The 21,587-nt window shown below is 60.7% G+C and carries 21 protein-coding genes; 14 read left to right on the top strand and 7 right to left on the bottom strand.

Features of this window, described 5'->3' with window-relative positions:
- Positions 1–86 precede the first annotated feature (86 nt).
- From VGU25_01245 to VGU25_01230, 4 genes are all read left to right on the top strand, one after another.
- Entirely contained in the window at positions 87–1,622 is a 1,536-nt protein-coding gene (locus tag VGU25_01245; protein HEV2575809.1) for a hypothetical protein, read from the top strand.
- Positions 1,623–1,669: 47 nt separating this feature from the next.
- Positions 1,670–2,776, top strand: a complete 1,107-nt coding sequence (locus VGU25_01240; GenBank protein ID HEV2575808.1) for an FtsX-like permease family protein — start codon at positions 1,670–1,672, stop codon at positions 2,774–2,776.
- Between the two features lie 67 nt (positions 2,777–2,843).
- Positions 2,844–3,947, top strand: coding sequence for an acyltransferase (locus VGU25_01235; GenBank protein ID HEV2575807.1), 1,104 nt, complete (start codon positions 2,844–2,846; stop codon positions 3,945–3,947).
- A 21-nt stretch (positions 3,948–3,968) separates the two neighbouring features.
- Positions 3,969–5,624 (top strand): hypothetical protein, encoded by a 1,656-nt coding sequence (locus VGU25_01230; protein HEV2575806.1) that lies wholly within the window; start codon positions 3,969–3,971, stop codon positions 5,622–5,624.
- Positions 5,625–5,649: 25 nt separating this feature from the next.
- Here the strand turns inward: VGU25_01230 and VGU25_01225 are convergent, their stop codons facing one another.
- Both VGU25_01225 and VGU25_01220 read right to left on the bottom strand, forming a co-directional pair.
- Positions 5,650–6,189, bottom strand: a complete 540-nt coding sequence (locus VGU25_01225; protein HEV2575805.1) for a hypothetical protein — start codon at positions 6,187–6,189, stop codon at positions 5,650–5,652.
- Between the two features lie 123 nt (positions 6,190–6,312).
- Positions 6,313–7,155, bottom strand: coding sequence for an energy transducer TonB (locus VGU25_01220; protein ID HEV2575804.1), 843 nt, complete (start codon positions 7,153–7,155; stop codon positions 6,313–6,315).
- Positions 7,156–7,264: 109 nt separating this feature from the next.
- On the opposite strand from VGU25_01220, the gene VGU25_01215 reads away from it, so the two are divergent.
- Entirely contained in the window at positions 7,265–8,569 is a 1,305-nt protein-coding gene (locus tag VGU25_01215; GenBank protein HEV2575803.1) for a glycosyltransferase 87 family protein, read from the top strand.
- On the opposite strand, the gene VGU25_01210 is transcribed toward VGU25_01215, so the two are convergent.
- Positions 8,556–9,428 (bottom strand): energy transducer TonB, encoded by an 873-nt coding sequence (locus VGU25_01210; protein ID HEV2575802.1) that lies wholly within the window; start codon positions 9,426–9,428, stop codon positions 8,556–8,558. The genes VGU25_01215 and VGU25_01210 overlap by 14 nt on opposite strands.
- A 160-nt stretch (positions 9,429–9,588) precedes the next feature.
- Here VGU25_01210 and VGU25_01205 point away from each other — a divergent pair, with 160 nt between their 5' ends.
- The 6 genes from VGU25_01205 (at position 9,589) to VGU25_01180 (ending at position 14,305) form a co-directional block, all read left to right on the top strand.
- Positions 9,589–9,780, top strand: coding sequence for a hypothetical protein (locus VGU25_01205; protein ID HEV2575801.1), 192 nt, complete (start codon positions 9,589–9,591; stop codon positions 9,778–9,780).
- Positions 9,781–10,219: 439 nt separating this feature from the next.
- Positions 10,220–10,660 (top strand): 50S ribosomal protein L13, encoded by a 441-nt coding sequence (gene rplM / locus VGU25_01200; GenBank protein ID HEV2575800.1) that lies wholly within the window; start codon positions 10,220–10,222, stop codon positions 10,658–10,660.
- A gap of 28 nt (positions 10,661–10,688) precedes the next feature.
- On the top strand, positions 10,689–11,084 hold the full coding sequence (rpsI, locus tag VGU25_01195; GenBank protein ID HEV2575799.1) for a 30S ribosomal protein S9: 396 nt from the start codon (positions 10,689–10,691) through the stop codon (positions 11,082–11,084).
- A 231-nt stretch (positions 11,085–11,315) separates the two neighbouring features.
- The gene (rpsB, locus tag VGU25_01190) at positions 11,316–12,245 is read left to right on the top strand and encodes a 30S ribosomal protein S2 (protein ID HEV2575798.1); all 930 of its coding nucleotides are present in this window, start codon (positions 11,316–11,318) and stop codon (positions 12,243–12,245) included.
- A gap of 133 nt (positions 12,246–12,378) precedes the next feature.
- Complete coding sequence (locus tag VGU25_01185; GenBank protein HEV2575797.1) at positions 12,379–13,044, top strand: translation elongation factor Ts; 666 nt, start codon at positions 12,379–12,381, stop codon at positions 13,042–13,044.
- 205 nt (positions 13,045–13,249) lie between these two features.
- Complete coding sequence (locus VGU25_01180) at positions 13,250–14,305, top strand: hypothetical protein (protein HEV2575796.1); 1,056 nt, start codon at positions 13,250–13,252, stop codon at positions 14,303–14,305.
- Positions 14,306–14,419: 114 nt separating this feature from the next.
- Here VGU25_01180 and VGU25_01175 read toward each other — a convergent pair whose 3' ends face one another.
- Positions 14,420–15,190, bottom strand: coding sequence for a hypothetical protein (locus tag VGU25_01175; GenBank protein ID HEV2575795.1), 771 nt, complete (start codon positions 15,188–15,190; stop codon positions 14,420–14,422).
- A 251-nt stretch (positions 15,191–15,441) separates the two neighbouring features.
- Here VGU25_01175 and VGU25_01170 point away from each other — a divergent pair, with 251 nt between their 5' ends.
- The 3 genes from VGU25_01170 (at position 15,442) to VGU25_01160 (ending at position 19,010) form a co-directional block, all read left to right on the top strand.
- On the top strand, positions 15,442–16,329 hold the full coding sequence (locus tag VGU25_01170) for a site-specific DNA-methyltransferase (protein ID HEV2575794.1): 888 nt from the start codon (positions 15,442–15,444) through the stop codon (positions 16,327–16,329).
- Positions 16,330–16,538: 209 nt separating this feature from the next.
- Positions 16,539–17,678 (top strand): HAMP domain-containing sensor histidine kinase, encoded by a 1,140-nt coding sequence (locus tag VGU25_01165; protein HEV2575793.1) that lies wholly within the window; start codon positions 16,539–16,541, stop codon positions 17,676–17,678.
- Between the two features lie 60 nt (positions 17,679–17,738).
- Positions 17,739–19,010, top strand: coding sequence for a DUF4062 domain-containing protein (locus VGU25_01160; GenBank protein HEV2575792.1), 1,272 nt, complete (start codon positions 17,739–17,741; stop codon positions 19,008–19,010).
- A gap of 83 nt (positions 19,011–19,093) precedes the next feature.
- Here VGU25_01160 and VGU25_01155 read toward each other — a convergent pair whose 3' ends face one another.
- The 3 genes from VGU25_01155 to VGU25_01145 all read right to left on the bottom strand — a co-directional run bounded on the left by VGU25_01155 (position 19,094) and on the right by VGU25_01145 (position 21,547).
- Positions 19,094–20,041 carry a dienelactone hydrolase family protein gene (locus VGU25_01155; GenBank protein ID HEV2575791.1) on the bottom strand — a complete coding sequence of 316 codons (948 nt, stop codon included), beginning with the start codon at positions 20,039–20,041 and terminating at the stop codon, positions 19,094–19,096.
- Positions 20,042–20,300: 259 nt separating this feature from the next.
- Positions 20,301–20,981 (bottom strand): DUF4870 domain-containing protein, encoded by a 681-nt coding sequence (locus VGU25_01150; GenBank protein ID HEV2575790.1) that lies wholly within the window; start codon positions 20,979–20,981, stop codon positions 20,301–20,303.
- A gap of 131 nt (positions 20,982–21,112) precedes the next feature.
- Complete coding sequence (locus VGU25_01145) at positions 21,113–21,547, bottom strand: DUF4870 domain-containing protein (protein ID HEV2575789.1); 435 nt, start codon at positions 21,545–21,547, stop codon at positions 21,113–21,115.
- Between the last annotated feature and the right edge of the window lie 40 nt (positions 21,548–21,587).

The following is a 21,587-nucleotide window of genomic DNA, read 5'->3' as shown; positions in this document are numbered from 1 at the left end:
GCTCCATTCCGTGTGGCGATTCTACCGCATCAGATCGGCACAACCCGGCCACCCCTTGGCGCTCCGTTTCGCGTACTCTTGAACCAATGCGGCTGCCGTTTCCGACCAGGATTTCCGTTCAGAAGACCTTTGTCTTCTCGGCAGTCGTGTTCATCACTCAGCTCATCCAGCACACTGACCTGACCTTTGCGGCGCTTTTCTTCGCTTACATCATGCTCAGTGTGATTACGTTCAATACCGCGGGCGGCCTTGCGCGCGCATCCGGCGCCTACGTCTTTTGGTTTGCCCTGCTTACGTGCATCGTCGGCGGACTCTGGAAGATCGTGCTGAACGAGCCCGGCGATTCGAACCTGGTCTCGCCCACCGTCACGATGTCGATCTACGTCGTCAGCATGATGACGATCCTGGCCGCGCTGCTGATCAGCCACAGAGTTACCCGCAACACACAGGGCCTTAGCGTTGTGATGCATGCCGACAGGCTCAACCTCGGCCACGCCGCTCTCGGTTGCTTCGTCGCAAATCAGCTCGCCGTCTGGGCTAACGACTACCTTCCGCACGGTAACGGAAGCCTGGTCAACATTATCAACCAGGAGAATGTGTTCATCCCCCTTTGCATTCTCCTCGGTACGATCCACACCATCCGTATCTCTGGCGGGAGGCGAAGTGTAAGCATCCTCACCCTTGTGGCAGGCGGGTTGATGTTCTTCTTTGGCGGCCTGGTCAGCTACTCCAAGCAAGGCATGTTCACCCCGATCGTTTGCTGGGGAATAGCCGCCGCTTCGCAGAGATATCGTCTTCGCGTATGGCAACTCATTCTGTTAGCGGCATTCGCAGTGTATTCGGTCGAGATTTTGTCGCCGCTTTCGCAGGTCGGCCGGGCGCTCATTCCCGGCAACGCCGGGGTTAGTGAGCGTCTGATGCTTAGCGTGGATCTTCTGAGCCACCCGAAGAGGCTTCGTGCCGACTATCTCGAAGGAGCCGGCGTTCCCGATGACAGTGGTCACATCGCGGGCTACGCAGCAGGGTACTTCGATACCCCTCAGGGTCTGATGGATCGCCTCAACATCATCCGGCCAGATGACCGCCTCGTTACCTACACTCTGCAGGGCCACACCGCCGGCAAAATGCGTGTCGTCTATTACTTCATGGACTGGATCCCGCATTTCATCCTTCCGAATAAAGAAGCCCTCATGCCGGTCGGTGTAAGCAATGCCGGCAACTATTACGCGCATGAGATAGGGGGACTGCTTGCCCCCGACGACTACACGACGGGCATCTCCTTCAGTCCTTCAGCTGAAGCCTTTCACATGGACTACTACGAGGGCATCGTCGTTGTCGGCGTTTTCGTGTGGACTCTTCTGTTTATCGTTGTCGACTTTATCTGCGGCGATGTTCGCCAGTCACCTATCGGCCTCCTTGCCGTTGTGGGCTTCGCGCATGTGGCTCCCGAGAGCCTCATCGGAAATCTGGTCTATTTCATCTTCTTCAACGACCTCGGCATCGTGATCGCGATCGTCTTCTGCACGTACTTTGCGCCGATCATTGGGCAATTGCTCTCCGGCCCGCAGGACCCGCGCATTGCTCGCCTCGAAAACCTGCCTCTCTCCACAGCGGAAGCCTGAGCCCGGCTCCGCCACTCGCGTACACTTCTCTTGCGGCAACTGCGGCCATGAACAAACTCATCATCGGCAATCTCGTCCATCGTCCCCTGCGCTCAGTCATTAGCGCCTTCGCCGTCGCGATCGAGGTCATCATGATCCTCTCGATCGCTGCCATCATGTTCGGCATTCTCAACGGCAGCCGCCAGCAGACCACCGGCATTGGCATGGACATGATTGCGCATCCTGGTGCCGCAACGGCGCTCATGAACACCTCCGCAGCCTCCGCCGACGTCCGGATCGCTGACGTCCTGCGCAAGCTCCCGCATGTCGAAGTCGTAGCTCCTGTAAACATCAAGCTCACGGCCGGCTCCTCGCTGGAAAACATCTACGGTATCGACTACGCCAGCTACAACGAGCTGCGGTCGTTTGTCTTCGTCAGCGGCGGGCCGTTCCAGCAGCCGTATGACATGATCATCGACGACCTGCAGGCTGACAGCGGCAAGGGTTTTCATGTCGGCGACACCATCAAAGCGCTGAACCACAACTTCCGTATCTGTGGCATCGTGGAGCACGGCAAAGGCAGCCGCAAGTTCATCCGGCTCGACACCATGGACCAGCTCGACGGCAACCCTGGCAAGGCCGCTGAGTTCTTCCTGCGCACTGAAAACCAGCCGCAATATCAGGAGGCCGTGCGCAAGGAGATTCTCGCCACGCCCGGCCTCGAGGACTGGAGCGTGCAAACGATCCAGGAGTTCCTCTCCACGCTGACACCGGAGCGCATGCCCGGCTTCAACATCGCCCTCCGCGTCGTCATCGGCATCGCGATCATCATCGGCTTCCTGGTCATCTTCCAGTCCATGTACACCGCCGTCATGGAACGCACGCGCGAGATCGGCATCCTTAAATCAATGGGCGCAGGACGCGGCGGCATCGTATCCGTCGTACTGCGCGAAACCGGCCTGCTTGCCGTCGTTGGCGTCATCCTCGGCGTCGCCGCAACCTATCTCCTTCGCATCCTGCTGCACGAGCGCTTTCCGACCCTGAGCTTCCAGATAACTCCAGGCTGGGTCGCCAGCGCAGTCATCATTGCACTTCTCGGTGCTCTCTTCGGCGCGCTGTATCCTGCCCTTAAGGCCGCGCGGAAGGATCCCATCGACGCGTTATCCTATGAGTAGCTTTGAAGCGGTGCGCGCGCTCGTCCTCGTTTCCCGCCCCTCGTAAGCGCGTCGTGGAGATCTGATTTTGCCCAAGCTGAGCCTCGCCACTGCACCCGTCGAGCCCTCTGTGGGCCATCGGGGCCGGATCGAGCAACTTGACGGCATTCGAGCCATTGCGATTCTTGCCGTCATTATGAATCACTGCCTCGGCGCTCCGCTGCTCTGGGTCGGTGTCGACGTCTTCTTCGTTCTCAGCGGATTTCTCATCACTGGAATCCTGCTCCGCCGCAAGCAGGACCGTCGCCGTGACTTCTTCTCCGGTTTCTACTTCCGCAGGCTCTTTCGTATCCAACCCGCCTACATCGTCTCGATCATTTTGTACGGCACTTTTTTTACCTGGATCTTCTTCCGTCCGTGGCCTTACTACGCCTTCTTCGGCATGAACATCCATCCGCTGCTCCATGACTGGCCTCTCGGTCTACCGGTCTGGTCGCTCGCCGTCGAGGAGCAGTTTTATCTCCTCTGGCCGACTGTTGTTCTGTTCACCTCTGAGCGCACTCTGTTTCGTCTCTCGATAGCCGCCATTCTGTTCACGCCTGTTCTGCGCTTCGTCTGTGCTCACTTTATTTACACCGGCGCCATCTATCTCCTCACTCCATTTCGTGCTGACCTCCTCTGCGCCGGTGCTGCTTTGGCCATCGTCTGGGAACACCGCAGCGCCCGCTTTGAGCGTCTTTGCCGCGAGCGATCATGGATTGGCGTCATTCTTGGCTTCGGCGGCCTCGCAGGTCTCTACGCCTTTCCAATCTTCCGCATCGCGAGTCACAGCCCGTTGAGCGCCGCGGTCGACTATTCGCTGTCGCTCATCGGCGCGACCGCACTCCTCGCCTGGGCGCTCGCCGGGCGCGGCCTCTTCTATCGTCTGCTCACTCTCAAGCCCATGCGCTACATCGGCCAGATCAGCTACATGATGTATCTCGTCCATCAGATGGTTGAGTTGCAGCTGTCGCGCCACATGCCGCGCCGGGATACGCTCTTGCCAACGCTTGCGATCAGCATCGCCTTCGCCTCGATCTCATGGTTTGTGATGGAGCGCCCGCTGATTAACTTCGCTGCGCGCAACTCTTTCTCTTCACTTTTCCGAATGCTCACCGGCAGGAGCCAGGGCAACCCGCTCCCGGTCAAGTAGCTCTCCTGTAAATTGGAGTCGATGCGGAGCGGCAGACAGCACAACCATCCCATGCTCCGGCACCTTCCCGGAGCTCTGCTGCTTGCTGTCGCCGCGGTCTTCTTCTCGCTGCACTTCTTCCACCTTACCGCCGACTTCCCCAACAGTTCGCCCTGGATGGACTGGGCCAAGTACACCGACGAGGGCTGGTACGGCGACGCCGCCATCCGCCACTACCTCACCGGGCACTGGTACTGGTCCGGCGACTTCAACCCCGCCGTCGCTCTTCCCGTCTGGCCCGCAATCGAGCTAGTCGTCTTCAAGCTCACCGGAGTCACTCTCGCTGCCGCGCGCTCTCTAACCGTCTGCGTCTTCGGCCTCACGCTCTTCGCGTTCTACATACTGCTGCAGCGCGCCGCGCGCGCCTTTCACCCAAACTCCGCGCCCCTTGCCGGCCCGCTCTGCGTTCTCTTTCTCTGCCTCAGTCCCTACATCTACGCGTTTGAGCGCATGGCCATCCTGGAGCCCCTGCTCATTGCGCTCACCGCGCTCGCCCTCATTGCGGCCTCGCATCTCGAGCCCCTCAGCCTCAGCTTCTTCCGCTCTTCTCCTCGGCGCAAAACCCTCCGCGCCGTTGCGTACACCGTCGCCCTCGGCATCCTGATCCCCGGCATCGTCCTCACTAAGACCACCGGCCTTTTCCTGATGCCCGCCATCTTCTACATGGTCTGGGCCCGCGCCGGCTACAACACCCGGCGCTATCTCCACACGGCACTCCCGCCGGCCATCATCGGCCTCGCGCTGTGGTTCATCTACTTCGTCGCCTTCGTTCGTCCACACTTCCTCGAGGACTACCGCTACCTGTTCTCCGCCAACGCCTACACCGGCGTCGAGCTCCAACCTCTCGCCACCGTCGTCCTCAGCGCCATCGGCGACGGCATGTGGATGGGCCACGTCCTCTATCCGGTGTTTTTCGTCGTGCTAGCGCTTGCACTCTTCTGGAGGCCGCGCCTTTTTACGCAACCCCTCTTTCCAGCGCTGCTCCTCTGGATCGGTGGCTACTTCGCGTTCCTCGTCTACCACAACAATCTGCAACCGCGGTATTACCTGGTCATCGCCGTTCCCATCACCGCTGTCGTCGCGCTCGGCCTCGACAACTTTCGCCACGCCCGCGGCCGCCTCGAGACCACCATCACCTCAATCCTCGCCGCCGCCGTAACGCTCGCCATCGTCATTCCGGATGCGCTCCTTCAGCTCGACTTCGTCCGCCATCCCACCTACCAGTTCGAAGCCGCCGCGCAATCCATCAAGCGCATCGTCGACTCCGACCCCACGCATTCACACCTCATCCTCTCCATCTCCGGCTCCGACCTCACTCTCATGACCGGCCTGCCCTCCATCGACGACGACTTCGGCACGCTCGACCTCGATCAGCGCGTCGCCAAGTACCACCCCGGCTGGTACATCGCCTGGAACGAGCTCGACGACGATAAGGCCGACGCCATCACGCCGCTCTACCGACCAGTACGCGTTGCCGCCTTTCCCGCGCTCGACGACCCCGATCGCAACCTGCTCATCGTCTATCGACTCGACCCCAAGCAGCCCACACCGCCGGTCACCGCGCGCAAACGCCACATCCCCAAACCGCTCCAGACCAAGCTAGGCCAGCAGCCCGCCACCACGCAGTTGCAGCACTAAGGTTCGGCGCCCGGCGTTCCGGGATCTACTTCTTCGTCGTCGAGATCACATGCTGCGACGTCTGCAGCAGGTACCCGCCTTCGTCCTCGTCCACCTCGTCGAAAAACGCAACCTCACCCGAATCCCTGCTGAAGATACCTCGATAAAGCAGGTAGTAAGTGTGCCCGGCCTCGACATTTAAGCGGCGAAGGATTGTCTTGCCCTCCTCACCGACTGCCGCATCGCCCTGGTAATTCGCGCAAATATGGTGGACGCCCGGATCGACTGTGAAGCTCACGTACGTCTGCGGTTTCGTCTCTCCGACCCAACTTCCGTCGACACCCACAGCCACCTTCGTCGAGATCAACCCCACCGGTGGCATCTGTTCGATCACATGGATCAGAGCCTTGCCGTCCGGCGCCTGCGTCACCGCAGGAGCTGAAGCGTCCTCCTTGATGGAGAAATTCGGCCGGCCGGAACCGCACGCGGACGGATTCATCCCTGGCAGAATGGGTTGCTGCGCGTGAATCGGGACGGCGCACGCGAAAATTACCGCGAGGAAAAGTGACACAAAGGCAGCCTTCATCAAAGAACCTCCGACGTAACTTCGAAGCGAAAGAATGCACTCTCCTCGACGAAGAACTCCCAGCGTAAGTCTCAGATGCTCGACACCAAGCTCGGCCAGCGACCACGCAGCCCGGCACTGAGCTCACCGCCTTCGGCTGAAGATATGGAAGTTCACCTCTACATTCAGTGGCATAGCTATCGGCTGTCCATGGCACGTCGCCGGTTGGAACTCGTACTGCCGCACTGCATTAACCGAGGTCTCATCCAGCCCATATCCCGCTGGCCGGGCCACCCATAAATCCGTCGCTCTTCCGGTCTCATCGACGACGAGAGCCACCAGAACATCTCCGTTGATTCCCGCGTTTCGCGCCTCCTCGCTATATTCCGGATCGGGCGTGTACGTTGCCCTCGGCGGTCTCAGCCCCTCCCTCGGATTCCGTCCCGAACAGGCGTCCGTCCCTTCCTCCGCGCAATCGCACATCACGCCGCCGGCTCTGCGCGGCCCGCTGCCCGGTTCCCGCGCCGGCAGCATCCCCTGCAACCGCTTCGGAACAGCAGCCACGGCTTCGTCCGTCGACGAATAGAAAAGTTGCTGTTTCAACTGAGGCAGCACCTGGACAGGATCAGCGCCCTTCAAATCAACATCAATCTCCACAGACCTCTCGCCGTCGCTCAGCGCGAATTTGCCGCTCGCATCACGCATCAGCACACGTCTTGTGCATAACAGTATCAGCTCGTGGTGCTTCATCTGCACAGAGTTCACGTCGAGCACGCCGATCGTCCGCCACCGCGGCTGGTCGACTTCAAGGGCCGTCCCCGCCCACACTGCATGCACTACGTCCTCACCGCTAAAGCTTCGCAGCACAAGCTGCTGCTTTATCACCGAGTCCCGGAACGCATTCTCTGCAGCCTTGTCCTTGTTCGCGCGCGCAACCGGCGCGCACACGATCACACACAACACAACTCCACACCATGCTCCTCGCATGCGCAACATCCTACTGCACGATTGAAACCGGGCGGCTCTTATCTGAACTCCCACACGCGCTTTCGTATACTCGCCCCATGCACTTTATCGGCGCACAGCGGACCATCGGATGACTGGAATCCAAAGCCTTGAGGCCCGCACCGCGCTCGGCAGCGCATTCGCGATCGTCGGTTACTTCGCAGCCTCCAGTAACTCCATCCACCGCCCAGGCCGCGCCATCTTCGATCGCACAATCAACTTCGCCTTCATCCTCTCGCGTCTCGCCGTCTTCTGCGGTGTATTCCTCGTCCTCCACCTTCCCGTCCGCGGCGACATCCCCGCGTTCTACTTCCCCGAAGCGCACCTGTTGCTCCAGCATGAACTGCCGTATCGCGACTTCCAATCCAGCTACGCTCCTCTTCACACGTTCCTCGACGCCGCTCTCCTCCGCCTTTGGAACTCGCCCCTCGCCATCATCCTCTTCGCCATCCTCGTTGAGTTCCTCATCCTCCCCGTCTGGCTTCGCGCCGCGCGCCTCTTCGCCTCCGAGCGCGCCGCGCGCATCGCCGCCGTCCTTTACGTCACCAGCGCCATCAGCCTGCAGTTCGTCACCATTGACGGCCAGGACAATGTCGTCACCGCCGTCCTCCTCGGGCTCGGGGTCCTCGCCATCTCCCGCCAGCGCGACGCCATCTCAGGCGCGCTCGTCGGCTTCAGCTCCGTCCTCATCAAATTCCTCTCCATGCTCTTCGCGCCCGCGTTCATTCTTGCCGCGCGCGGTTGGCTGCGCTGGCTCGTCGGCTTCGTCGTTGTCATCGTCGCGGGGTATGGTGCATTCGCACTCTTGCACCTGCCCATCTTCGAGCCACTCTCGCGCGAGGGCGGCCTTCGCACCGCCAGCGATCTTCCTTACCTGCTCGAATCCGCTGCAGGCCACACCGCCCCAATGAAACTCGAAGACGGTTTGCTCGGCATCGTCCTGCTCGTCATCATCGCGGTCATGGTGCGCGCCCGTCTTCGCGCTCGGGCCGAAGCACCTCTACTGCGCCTCGCCGTCTTCGGCTGCGCCTCGCTAAATCTGGCGCTGCTTATTTTTTCCAAGAAGTCGTGGCCGCCCTACCTCGTGCTCACGTTGTTTCCGTTCTGCCTTCTTCTCGGCGAAGGCACGCGCCAGCGTCTCCGCCTCGCCTGCTTCGCTCTGTTCAACGTGGTCGCGGTCACCACCCACAGCATCTGGGCCACGGTCTTCGGCCAGTTCCTCGCCGAACCCTTTCACCACGCGCTCGCTCAACGACAGCCCATGGCCATCGTCTTCCTCGTCACACAGATTCTGCTTGTCGCTGGCTACGCCTGGCTGCTCATCGAGAGCATCGACGCGATGCTCTCGCCCACTCCCACGCCCACCAGAGAACCGCGCACGGCTACCACAAAGTAGACTGCAGGCTCTTGAACTGCACATTCAGATACAGGTCAACCGTCACCGCATTGCCGTTCAGGGTCGCCGGCTGAAACTGATACTGCTGGACCGCCGCAATCGCCGCCTCATCCAACCCCAATCCCGCAGGCTGCGCCACGCTCACGTGCGAGACCTTGCCATCAGAATCGAACCACAGATACAGCTTCACATTCCCCGTAAACTTCTGCGCGTTCGCCAGGTCGGTGAACGTCGGATTGTAGGTCCGGACCAGCGTCGGCGGCTTCACCTCGCCACCCACATGCATCGCGCTTTTCTCTTCCGGCGTAAACGTCACCGACGTCGCGCTTTCGGTGACAAAGCTCTCTTTCTGGAACTTCGGCGCCGAACTCACCGGTAGAAAGTGCTGCATCGCGTACGCCTGCCAGTACTGGGGCAGGGAAGGCGCCAGCGTCGCCAGGTCCTTCGCGAACACCACATCCAGAGCCCGGTCGAAATTCCCGCTTCCATCGCCTGCGATCTCCATGCTGATCGCGCCCGCATCCTGCTCGGTCTTCGCCGGCACACGCCGGATCTCATCGTTCGGCAGGAACTCCAGCGCCATCCGCTGGCCCTCAATCATCAGCGAATTCCCATTCACCCGCACTGACCGCACATCAATCCCCGACTCCGTAAACGGAACCGTGTCCGCCGAAGTTTGAATCTGCCCCTGCGCATCGAATTTCAGGTTGTCGTCCGCCCAGAATCCGCGAAGAAAAAGCTGCTTGCCTATCAGCCGTTCTGCGATCGCCTGTCCATTCGGTTGCACATCCGCGCCGAGCGCCGCAGCACTCCCTGCCAGAAAAAGAAAACCCGCAACCGCGGCGTACAGTCGACGCATCCTTAACCTCACCAGAGTCCCGATATCAATTCGTTGCTTGCCGGGTTAGTCTCTGTTGCCTGAACCCCTCCAGACACTCCCAACTTAGAGCCAGCTGTGCTACCCATCGGCAGCGTTACTTTTGTACCCTCGCAGGGACCTCACGCTGGAAATCCGTACAATGAATATCGGCGCGCTCATGAAATTCCTTGAATCCATCGCCGATGCCTTCATCATGACCTTCGGCATCACCCCGCCATCCCCCGCGCGCCGCCGCGTCGCATCCATCTTCATCGGCTCCGCGCTCTTTCTAACCGTTGCCGGCATCCTGGCTCTCTTCATCTTTGCGATCATTCACCTCCTGATGCGCTGAAAAATCCGTGTAATCCGCTGAAAACGATTGCCCTACGCTCTACCCTCGCCCCCAAAAATCGGCTGCGGAAATCATTGACTTCCGAGTGCGACCCAATTATCCTGAAGACTCGCGCAGTCCTGCGCCTGTGACCTTGGTGCGCCCTTTCGGGCAATGCTGAGGCGCCTGGACCCAGGACACTGAGGCGAGGCTCACCGCCGCCCCCGCTGATTCCGGCACTTGCCGGGCTCGCTGTTCGGCACTGATTCGCAAAGCCCCGCTCCCCGGCCATCGCTCTATCCGGCTCTGTGCGCTATCACGCAACTCCGGCCCCTCTTCGGGCAGCCCCCGCGGCAATCGTGCTGCGCGTGGCCTGTCGCCCGGTTCGGCCGCCCAACGCAGGCACAATATCTTCGCGCTTCACGCCGGCCACGAAGACGGCAGATGTAAGGAGTACAACGTGAATCTGAATCAGACAACGACGATTCCCAGCGGCAAAGACGTCCCGCGCAAGTGGTTCGTCCTCGACGCCAGCGGACAGACCCTCGGCCGTCTCGCCTCCCGCGCCGCCAACGTTCTTACGGGTAAGAACAACCCGCTCTATACGCCCTACATTGATATGGGCGACCACGTCATCGTCATCAACGCCGAGAAGATCCACGTCACCGGCATGAAGGCGAGCCAGAAGATGTATCGCCGCTACACCGGCTTTCCCGGCGGCTTGCGCGAGGAGGGCTTCACCAAGCTGCTCGCCCGCCGTCCCGAGAAGATCGTCGAAGAGGCCATCAAGGGCATGCTCCCCAAGTCCAAGCTCGGCCGCCAGATGGCCACCAAGCTCAAGGTCTACAAGGGTGCCGACCACCCGCACAAGGCCCAGCAGCCCACCGCGCTCAGCGCCTAACGACGAACGGGGATAAAGGACAAAGTTTATGGCAGATCTGATCCAATACTACGGAACCGGCCGGCGCAAGAGCGCAATCGCTCGCGTCTTCCTCCGCCCTGGCTCGGGCAAGTTCACCATCAACGGCAAGCAGTTTGAGGAGTACTTTGTCACTCCCGCACAGCGCGCCGCCGCCAAGCAGCCGCTCGGCATCGCCGACATCAACGAGACCTTCGACATCCTGACCACGGTCAAGGGTGGCGGCGTCAACGGCCAGGCCGATGCTGTCAAGCTCGGCATCGCCCGCGCTCTCATGGAGTTCAACGCCGAACTGCGCAAAACGCTCAAGGCCGGCGGCATGGTCACTCGTGACGCCCGCGGCAAGGAACGCAAGAAGTACGGCCAGAAGGGTGCCCGCGCCCGCTTCCAGTTCAGCAAGCGCTAAGCTGTCGCACTTCTTTTTCTGGTTGTCATCCCCGAAGAGGATCTGCTTTTCGCCCGGAGCGCCACAAACGCTCCGGGCAGCGGTACTCGAAGCATCCAGCAGCACCCGCCGACATCGCGCCGGCGGCAGGAACCAAATCTCCCAGCCCACCGGGATCAATCGTCTGTCGCCTAGGCCGCCACAAAGCCGACCGGACTCACAGACAGCGATGCCCAGAATAGGAAAATTAACATGGCAAGTATCACCATGAAAGAGCTGCTCGAAGCTGGCGTTCACTTCGGGCATCAGACCAAGCGCTGGAACCCCAAGATGAAGGAATACATCTTCGGCGAGCGCAACGGCATTTACATCATCGACCTCCAGAAGACCCTCAAGATGTTTAAAGAGGCGTCCAAGTTCGTCACCGACCTCACCTCCAGCGGCAAGCTCATCCTCTTCGTCGGCACCAAGCGCCAGGCGCAGGATGCCATCGCCGAGGAGGCCAACCGCGCCGGCATGCCTTACATCAACTCGCGCTGGCTCGGCGGCCTGCTCACCAACTGGGTCACCGTCCAGAAGTCGGTCAAGCGCCTCCAGGAGCTCGACGACATGTCCACCGATGGCCGCTACGAGCTGCTGACCAAGAAGGAAGTCATCAAGCTTGAGCGCGAGCGCAAGTCGCTCTCGACCAATCTCTCCGGCATCAAGAACATGCGCCGCCTCCCCGACGCGATCTTCGTCGTCGACTCGAACAACGAAGCCATCGCCGTCTCCGAGGCCCGCAAGCTCGGCATCCCCGTCGTCGCCGTCGTCGACACCAACTGCGATCCCACCGTCGTTGACTACGTCATCCCCGGCAACGACGACGCCCTCCGCGCCATCCGCCTCTTCACCACGAAGATCGCCGATGCCGCCTACGAGGGAACGCAGATGATCTCCGACAAGGCCTTCGCGCAGGAGTATGCCGACGTGACGCCGGCCGTCACCGAGTCGCATCTCCTCGCGGATGAAGACGACGTCGCCCGCAACGAGATTCAGATCTCTGCCGGCGCCGCGGCCGACTCCATTGAAGACACTGAGGACGAGGAGATCGACCTCAACGCTGCCCTCGGCGGCGGTATCCGCAAGGCACCCGCAGCCGAGACCGAAGCCGAGCCGGCACCCGCCGAAGCGACCGCCTAAGCAGATTGCATTGAAGGGGCACGGCTTTAGCCGTGCCGTAACAGCCCTTACCTGATATCTAGGGCGTGGGCTTTAGCCCACGCCTTTTTCACGCGCCTCATCCCTTATGAGGCGGGAAGGATCAAGAACCAGAATGTCTACAATCGAAGCTGTGAAGATCGACGCCAAGCTCGTCAAGGAACTCCGCGAGAAGTCCGGCGCCCCCATGGGCGACTGCCTCAAGGCCCTGCAGGAGGCCAAGGGTGACATGGAGGAGGCGTTCGTCGTCCTCCGCAAGCGTGGCATGGCCTCGGCCGCCAAGAAGGCTTCGCGCTCTACCAACGAGGGCGCGGTCGGCACCTACATCCACGCCGGCGGCAAGATCGGCGTCCTCCTCGAGCTCAACTGCGAGTCCGACTTCGTCGCCCGCACTGAGGACTTCCAGGAGCTCCTCAAGGACATCTCCATGCACATCGCCGCCGTCGACCCGCGCTACATCTCGAAGGATGAGGTGACGCCCGCCGACATCGAGCGCGAGAAGGACATCTACCGCGCCCAGGCCGCCGCTACCGGCAAGCCCGCGAACATCATCGAGAAGATGCTCGAGGGCAAGATGGGCAAGTTCTACGAGGAGGTCTGCCTGCTCGAGCAGCCCTTCATCAAGGAGCAGTCCCTCACCATCCAGCAGCTCATCGCGCAGAAGGTTGCCAAGCTGGGCGAGAACATCTCGGTCCGCCGCTTCGCCCGCTTCAAGATCGGCGACCCCAACTACACCATTGCTCAGGCGAAGCCTGCCACGACCGACGAGTCAGCCGCATAACGGAAGGGGCACGGCTTCAGCCGTGCCATAGCCGAACCGAACAAATCAAGAGTCCGGACTTTAGTCCGGGCTCTTTTCCATTTTTTTGTACCAAATTCCATCTTTCGATGGATGAAAAAGCCTCCCCTTTTGCCATAGCTTGGCTTCGCTCGTCCGAACGACGCTTTAGCGCGCCAAACATCTGTTCTTTTTCGGAGGCTATCCCGTGCAGCTATCCAGGATCTCTCTCGCCATTCTCGGGTCCCTCACGTGCCTTCTTTCCGGCGCTGGCGCTTATGCGCAGGGCTGCGTAGCCGCCCACACCAATCAGCGCGTCATCAGCGAGCTCGTCACCGCCGACGGGAGTGCTCCCAGATCGCGCTTTTCTATCCACAATCTCACCGTCGACATCGGCTACCGCGTCTTCAACTCGAACAAGTATTACCAGGGTTCCACCGAGATCGCCCGGCCCACCGCCGTTCGCAATCACCAGAACATCTTCGACGTCGGCATAGAGTACCGGCTCTCGCCGCGCTGGAGCTTTATCGCGGACGTTCCGGTCTATGACGGCTCGCGCAACCAAATCTATCCGCCCACCGGCATCTTCCGCGTCTCAGGCATCGGTGACATGCTCGTCGGCGCCCAGGCGTGGATCTTCCGTTCGCCCACCGAAAACGGCGGCAACATCGCAGTCATCGGGCAGCTAAAGGTTCCCACCGGCGTGGACAACGCCACCGGCCTCGCGACCCAGGGCGGCCAGACCATCACCGCTACCGCCGACCAGTCTCTCCAGCCCGGCGATGGCGGCTGGGGCTTCGTCCTCGGAACCCAGGGATACAAGCGCCTTTGGCACACCGCCTCCGCCTATGGCCAGGCCAGCTACCTCTTCAACCCCGAAGACACAAACGCCGTACCGACATTCCGCTCGCAACCTGGTCAGGGCGTCATGTCTGTCACCGATCAATATCTTTACCGTGCAGGCGTTTCGCAGAGCGTTCCCAGGCTCCGCCACGTCTCGCTCTCGCTCGGCATCCGCGGCGAAGGCGTTCCCGTCCGCGATCTCCTCGGCGATAGCGACGGCTTCCGCCGCCCCGGCTTCATTTTCTCGCTTGATCCCGGCCTCATGGTCGATATCAAGCGCACGACACTTTCCGTCAACGGCCCGTGGGCCCTTTATCGTGACCGTCCGCCCAGCGTGCCGGAAATCCAATACAACATCACCAACGGAGACGCCTTCTTCGCCGACTACACCGTTATCGCGAGCCTATCCCACCATTTCTAGTCCGTGTCACCGGACTGCACTCCAATAGGAAAAAAAGGCAAGGACCGCATAGACAAGTCCTTGCCTCCCAAAGAGATCCAACTGACGACTCAGCCCGCGCGATGTGTCCTCACTCTACTGTCGTTCGTACACCATCGTCGCCTTCTCGTTCATCCTTCCCGGAGCCCACTCTTCTTCCACCAACGTCTTGCCATCGCCGCTGAGAGTTTCCGTTCCCTCTACCAGCACCTTGCCGTTGTAAGCGATGGAGTACTGCAACTTGTTCGCGCCTTCGCTCTTAAACGAGCGCGTCACTCCCGGCGGCACATTCGCTCCAGTCACCGGCAGCGCGCTTCCATCCATGTTGCCTTCCACACTCTGCTTGAACTCCGGCGAGTAGACCTTGATCCAATCAGCCTTCCGCTCGATCACCATCGAATCGGCCCCGCCCTTCGTCTGCACGTCCATCCACTTACCCACCAGCCCGCTCGCCCCTGACTGGCGCTTGTAGACATCCGTGTACTCCGGCTTGCTCCCATCCGGCCTCATTTCGGTCCCATGGATCGTCAGAGTCTTTCCGTCCGCCGAAAGCGATTCGTGCTGCTTTGCTAAGACGTTGTCTCCAGCTTTTGTCACGATGTCATACCCCGCCGCCGGCGACCCCGTGCAAGTCCTCGTGCGGTTCGCAATGATCGTGTACGCCTGTCCATCGCAGGCGAAGTCAAAAGACACAACGCCATTCGAATAGTGCATCTTCCCATTGCCTTTGTCTTCGACCGTGAACGTATCGCCCGTCAACTTGCTCTTCGCGACGTTCATCTTCCACGTCCCACTCCACGACTGCGCGGCGGCGAAACACGGCGCAGCCACCATCGCCAGCGCGGCGCACAGCATCGCTCTCTTCATAAGGACCTCGGCAAAAATGTCTTCGAACAGCCCGACCCGGCCCGGTCCCACCCGGAGCTCGTTTCACAAGGCCCTATCACCACAGCCCTGAAGCTGGTGCAATTTCCCGAGAGTGACAATCTGCGCCCTGATCTCTCGAAAGTCAAGCACTTAACCTCCCAGGCAGCGAGCGGCACACGTCGTTCCCCGACCCGCCGAACACCATCGCCGACTCGCGCCACGCCCACAAACCGCTCGGCTACACTCGCCCTATGCCGAAGCGCACCCCTGCGCCCAAACCATTTGCTACTCCGGCCGGCGAGATCCACCTCGGCGACAACCTTCCCATCCTCCAATCTCTCCCCTCCGCTTCCGTCGACCTCATCTACATCGATCCGCCCTTCAACACCGGCCTCACCCAGAAGCGCATCCGCATCACCGCCCGCCGCAGCGAAAACGGCACGCGCAACGGCTTCGGCAACGCCCGCTACGAGACCACCACTGTCGCCTCGCCCGATTACGCCGACACCTTCGACGATTACCTCGCCTTCCTCCGCCCGCGCCTCCTCGAAGCCCACCGCCTGCTCACGCCCACCGGCTCACTCTTCCTCCATCTCGACCCCCGCGAGGTCCACTACGCCAAGGTCATGCTCGACGAAATCTTCGGCCGCGCCCACTTCCGCAACGAGATCATCTGGGCCTACGACTACGGCGGAAAGCCGCGCGATCGCTGGCCTGCCAAGCACGACAACATCCTCTGGTACACGCGCTCGCCCACCCGCTACACCTTCCACTACGACGCCATCGACCGCATCCCCTACATGGCGCCCGAGCTCGTCGGCCCCGAGAAAGCCGCCCGCGGCAAAATCCCCACCGACGTCTGGTTCATCACCGTTGTCCCCACCAACTCCCGCGAAAAAACCGGCTACCCCACCCAAAAACCCCTCAAGCTCCTCGAGCGCATCCTCCGCGTCCACTCCAATCCCGGCGACCTCGTCCTCGACTTCTTCGCCGGCTCCGGCACCACCGGCGCGGCAGCGGCCAAACTTGACCGCCGCTTTCTCCTCATCGACGCCAGCCCCGACGCCGTCCGCATCATGCGCAAACGCCTCGCCCCCCCAGCGTCCTCCACGAACAAAATAATCCCCGCTTCTAGGTAGCCCGAGACTCTAACCTCGGGTCTCTCCGCATGCCCGGAAGAAGGGGCTTTAGCCCTTGGAATATGCGCTCGCCGGAGCCCATGTACCAGCTAAGTCATTGCCCCCTGCCACTTCCGCGTCACTCTTCAGTCACTAACGCACACCTTCAACTAAGTCGTTTTCCGCCTATCATTGCCCGCAAGGGCCCAGACACCATAGGAGGAATCCGAATGTCAGCAAGCTCGCTGATGCCGCACGCCGTCTGTTGGCGCGCGGACCAGCACCTCATCTGGACCATGGTGGCCTCCAACGCCATCACCTTCCTCAGCTACACCACCATTTGCATCACGCTTCTCGCCCTCCGTCGCCGTACGGCCATCATCATCGCCCGCGACTGGGTCTTCTTCCTCACCGGCTTCGCTCTCTTCATCGTTGCCTGCGGCACCACGCACCTCATGGAGGTCGTCACCACCTGGTCGCCCATCTTCTGGGCCGATGCCTGGACGAACATCCTTACCGCCATCTTCTCCGCGTACGTCGCTCTCCAGCTCATCCGTCGCCTCAGCACCATCACCTCCGGCATCAACGACTACGCCGCCCGCCTCGCCCGCACCGAAGACGAAAAGGCCCAGATGCAGGAAAGCCTCATGGCAGCGCAGAAGCTCGAGGCCTGGAGCCGCATGTCCGCCGTCGTCACGCACGAGATCGGCAACCCTCTCGAAGCCATTCAGAACATCCTCTATCTCATCCGCCAGTCCGACGTCGCCACACCCGAAATCGTCCGCCTCACCCGCATGGCCTCCGAAGAAGCCGACCGCGTCCTCACCATCTCGCGCTCCACGCTCTCCTTCTTCCGCCAGTCCAGCAACCCCGAGCGCATCGACCTCCGCGCCGCCGCCGAAAGCGTCCGCTTCCTTCTCGACCCCGTCCTTCGCCGCCGTGAGATCACTCTCAACGTTCGCATCTCGGGCGATGTCACCATCGACGCACTCGCCGGCGAAGCTCGTCAGGTCCTCCTCAACCTCGTCCGCAACGCCTGCGAAGCCAGCCCCCGTGGCGGCTCCGCTGTCACACTTACACTCTCCGGCCAGGCCGACCACGTCGACATCATCGTCACCGACGAAGGTTCTGGCATCGATCCCGCCGTCCTTCCGACCATCTTCCAATTCGGCCAGACCACGAAGGGTTCACAGGGCAACGGCATGGGCCTCTGGACCGTGAAGCACATCGTCGATCGCCACGGCGGCAAGATCCACGTCGACTCCCAACCCGGCCACGGCGCCACCTTCACCATCACTTGGCCCCGCCACATCCACTCGCCCACCAACGGCGCCCGCCGCACCACCCGCCTCCACACCGTGAGCGCCTAACGCAGACCGCAGAAGTAAAGCCACCTCCTCCGCAGGAAGTTGTCGGGCTACGATACCGTTATGAAGCCTCCGACATTCTTTCTGTCCTCCACGATCTATGATTTCAGGGATCTACGATCGGCGATTAAGTTCTACCTCGAGGAACAAGGTTGCAGAGTCCTGGCATCAGAATTCAACGACTTCCTTAAGCCTCTTGACAGACATTCTTACGATGCGTGCCTTCACGCGATCGAGCAAGCCGACTTTTTCGTGCTGCTCATCGGAACGCGCGTCGGAGGCTGGTTCATACCAGAGGAACGCGTCAGCATCACCCAACAAGAATACCGTCAGGCTTACGAGCTGCAGAAAGCTGGCAAGCTGAAGATAGTCACATTCGTTCGCGACGAAGTTTGGCAGGTCCGAGAAGAGAGAAAAGAGCTGGCATCATACCTTGGCTCGCTTCCGTATGGAGAGAGCGAAAGAACGAAGATCAAGGCCTACCCGAGCAAATTCGCGGAGGACGCCGACTTCATCTCCGGATTCATCACGGAGGTCGCGCGTAATCGAGAGACTGCGAAGGCGCTCAAGGCCGGCGGGGCACTGCCATCCGGTAATTGGATCCACGTCTTCCATAACTTTGGCGACGTGATCTCAACGTTGCAATCTCAGGTCTTTTCTGGACTGCCGATAGAAGAGGCGGCCATGAGGAGATTGTTGCAATCTGAAATCCGAGAGATTTTGCGGCGTTGCATCCCAAAAACACCAAGGGGATTGTTGTCGGTGCGCCGAGGACTCGAGAACTTTCTTACAAAGTACCCACTCACGACCGAAAACAGAAAGGATGAGTTTCTCGAGATCGATGCGAGCGACTGGGACAAGTTCGCCTGGTTTGCATTCCATGTGATCTCTCGGAAGTTCCACCCGATCATCTTAGATAGAGCGATCGTTTCACCGTTTTTCCTACAATTCGATCCAATCCTCAAAGCGTTCGAGGAAACGCCCATCCATAACGCCCTCTTGAATTTACGGGAGGAAATTCGGCGCTTCAATGAGGCGAATACTCCAGAAACCCTAACGGTTATTTACGAACACACCCCGAGGCAACGGGGATTCCGAAATGGCAGCATCGAAGTGGAACCGATTAAGCTAGCGACACTTCTTCACCTATTGGATCGCTGGGTTAATCTCATCGAGCTGTCCACCTCGATTCACAGATACCTCGATGGGGGAGGGTTCGTTGAGCCATCGCTGCGTCCTCGAACTCCGATTCTGGGAATGGAGGAAAAGATAGAGGAGGAATTTCCATCGATTGATGAGATCCTGAGCGTCATTGGCTCAAACGATCGGGTGTAGGCCTACCGAACCTCACTAGATTAGTTCCGTACATTCTCGTAGGCAAAAATGAGACCGATAGAGCCATTTGAGGACGCGTTCCACTACCGCACCCCGCCCAACAAATCAATCAGCCTCTTAAACCCGTCTCGCCTTGCCGCAGTATTCGCCGCATTCGCATCCGGAGCCTCGCCGGTGCGCATGAAACCATGCCCCGCTCCGTCATACACCACTGGCTCGTAAGTTTTGCCCAGCGCCTTCATCGCGTCCTGGGTTGCCGGGATCGTCGCCGTAATCCGCGCATCGTTCTGTGCATAAAACCCGTACACCGGCGCCGTGATGTTCTTCATCAGCTGTGCTGCCGGAGGTGGCCCATAAAACACAAACGCCGCGCTCAGATCATGCCGGTGCGTCGCAAACAAAAACGCCTTCCCACCGCCCCAGCAGAACCCGGCAACAAACAGCTTTCCGTTCGCAGCCGGAAGCCCCTTGCCGTAGTTCGCTGCTGCATCCAGATCCGCCAGTACCTGCGCATCCGGCAACGACGACACCGCCCGCGTCACCGCGCCTTGATCCGGAAACGCACTCGTCCCGCCCGGCCGGGCCGGAGCATACGGCGCTCCGCTCTGCTGCTGCGCATCCGGCATGATCGGATGGTCGCCGTGATACTGCTGCGGTGCCTGTTGCGGCTGATATCCGGCAAGCGTCACATGAGCCGAATCACGTACCTGCGCCATCTGCGCCGGCCCCAGCCCGCTCAACAGATCCGGCTCGACGACAATGTACCCCGCGCCCGCGACCTCATCCGCCATCTCGCGCGCCCAGTCACTCAGCCCGAAGATCTCATGGACCATCACCACCACCGGAGCCTTGTCCTTCACCTCCGGATACACCACCCACGCCTGCAGGTCTCGTCCCCCCGGCTCATGGATGGTCACAAACTCGCCGTGCCTCGAACTCTTCGCCAGGTTTGCCTTCGCCCAGTCCTGCGCCACAGCGCTGCTTGCGACCGCCAGCGCAACGGAAATCACCGCACTTGCCACTCGTCTCATGCGCGCCAGTCTACGGCTTTAACTCACAACTGAAAACTGACAACTGAAAACTGAAATCACAAAAAACGTTCGCCCGCGCTGCCGGCAACACCGGCCGGGTCCGCTTGACAAACACCCTCCGCCCGAGACCCCTGCTCAACCAAACTCAATGACGGCGTGCGCCAAAAGGTCCAAGCCTAAGTCCAAAGGGCTGAAGATTTTGCGCAAAAAACAGGGGGGAGGGGGGTACCCCTCCCCGTCACTCAAAATCGCCTGTCTTCTAGACTTGGCTGCCCGCGAAGCTCGTCGCCAAATCCCCAACGATCGGGATCTTGTACCACTGTCCCTGGCTCGCCTTGATCAGCGCAATCAGCCAGAAGATAAACAGCACAAGATCGATCAGACTGCGAATGAGGGCGAACATCCAGAACATCAGGTGCAAGCCTATGAACGCGAAGATCGAGAACACGATCCCGATGACCACTGCGACCACCGTCAGCGCAATGCACTGCCACGCATGGAACCGCACAAACCGGTCGCGGTTGTAAGGAGCCATCACCAGGAAGATCACCGCCGGCACGAACGTGATGTACGAGATCGCCGCCGCCGCGTTACTGCTCAGTCCCTGACCAGCTGCTGGCGGCGGAGCCCCCGGCGGATACTGCGGCCCCGGCCCACCGGCATATCCCTGCGGCGGCCCCTGCGGCGGTGGCGGCGGATACTGCGGCCCTGATCCGGGTCCGGTCCCATACACCTGCCCGTACCCCCCCGCGGCAGGCTGCTGCGGCGCAGGCGGTGGAGGTGGCGGCGCGGGCAGCGGTTCCAGCGATTGCGAAGGTGGCGCTGGTGGAACCGGTGGTTGCGCTGGTGGAACTGTGCTCCAGTCGCTGACCCCGCCCGTGCTCGTCTCTTGTCCCGTCCCCTCTGGCCCGGCACCCGGTGTTTGTGGTTCGTCGATCATTGTTGCCCCCTCGGAGATGCAAATTTCATCGCATGCGCCGACCGCCACACGCGCGCACAACCAGTGATGAAACTGCGACTACACGCGAAACCGCCCATCACCTTCGCGAGCATCTTAGCCCAAGCGTGCGCTCAGAGTTGGTAACCGGATTGCTTGGCCGCGAACTCGCTGATCACTGGCAGTTTGAATACGCTGCCTTGCGACGCCTTCACGATGCTCAGAATCCAGCACACCAGCAACACGAGGAAGCCAACTCCGCCTACGATCCATCCCAGAATCGGAATGACGAAGAGCAGCCCCAGGCAGAACCAGCAGATCGCCAGTCCGATGCATTGGAAGGCATGGAAACGTACGAAGGGTTTCGTGTTGTAGGGAGCCATCACAAGGAAGATGATCGCCGGAATAATTGTGACGTACGCCAAAGCGCCAGCGGCTGTGTCGCTCAGCCCCTCGGCCGGAGCGATCGCTGCCGGTTGTGCATAGCTGCCTGCCGGTGGTGGTGGGACCTGTTCCCAGCTACCGGTTGACGGTGGTGGAGGGCCCTGCTGCATAGGTTGCTCGTCCATGCTGCCTCCTCGTTCTCGGCACAAACGCAAGAGCGGCCCG

It is taken from the genome of Acidobacteriaceae bacterium, from assembly GCA_035944135.1.
In the GTDB taxonomy this organism is placed as follows: domain Bacteria; phylum Acidobacteriota; class Terriglobia; order Terriglobales; family Acidobacteriaceae; genus Granulicella.
This window is presented reverse-complemented; position numbering and strand designations above follow the sequence as displayed.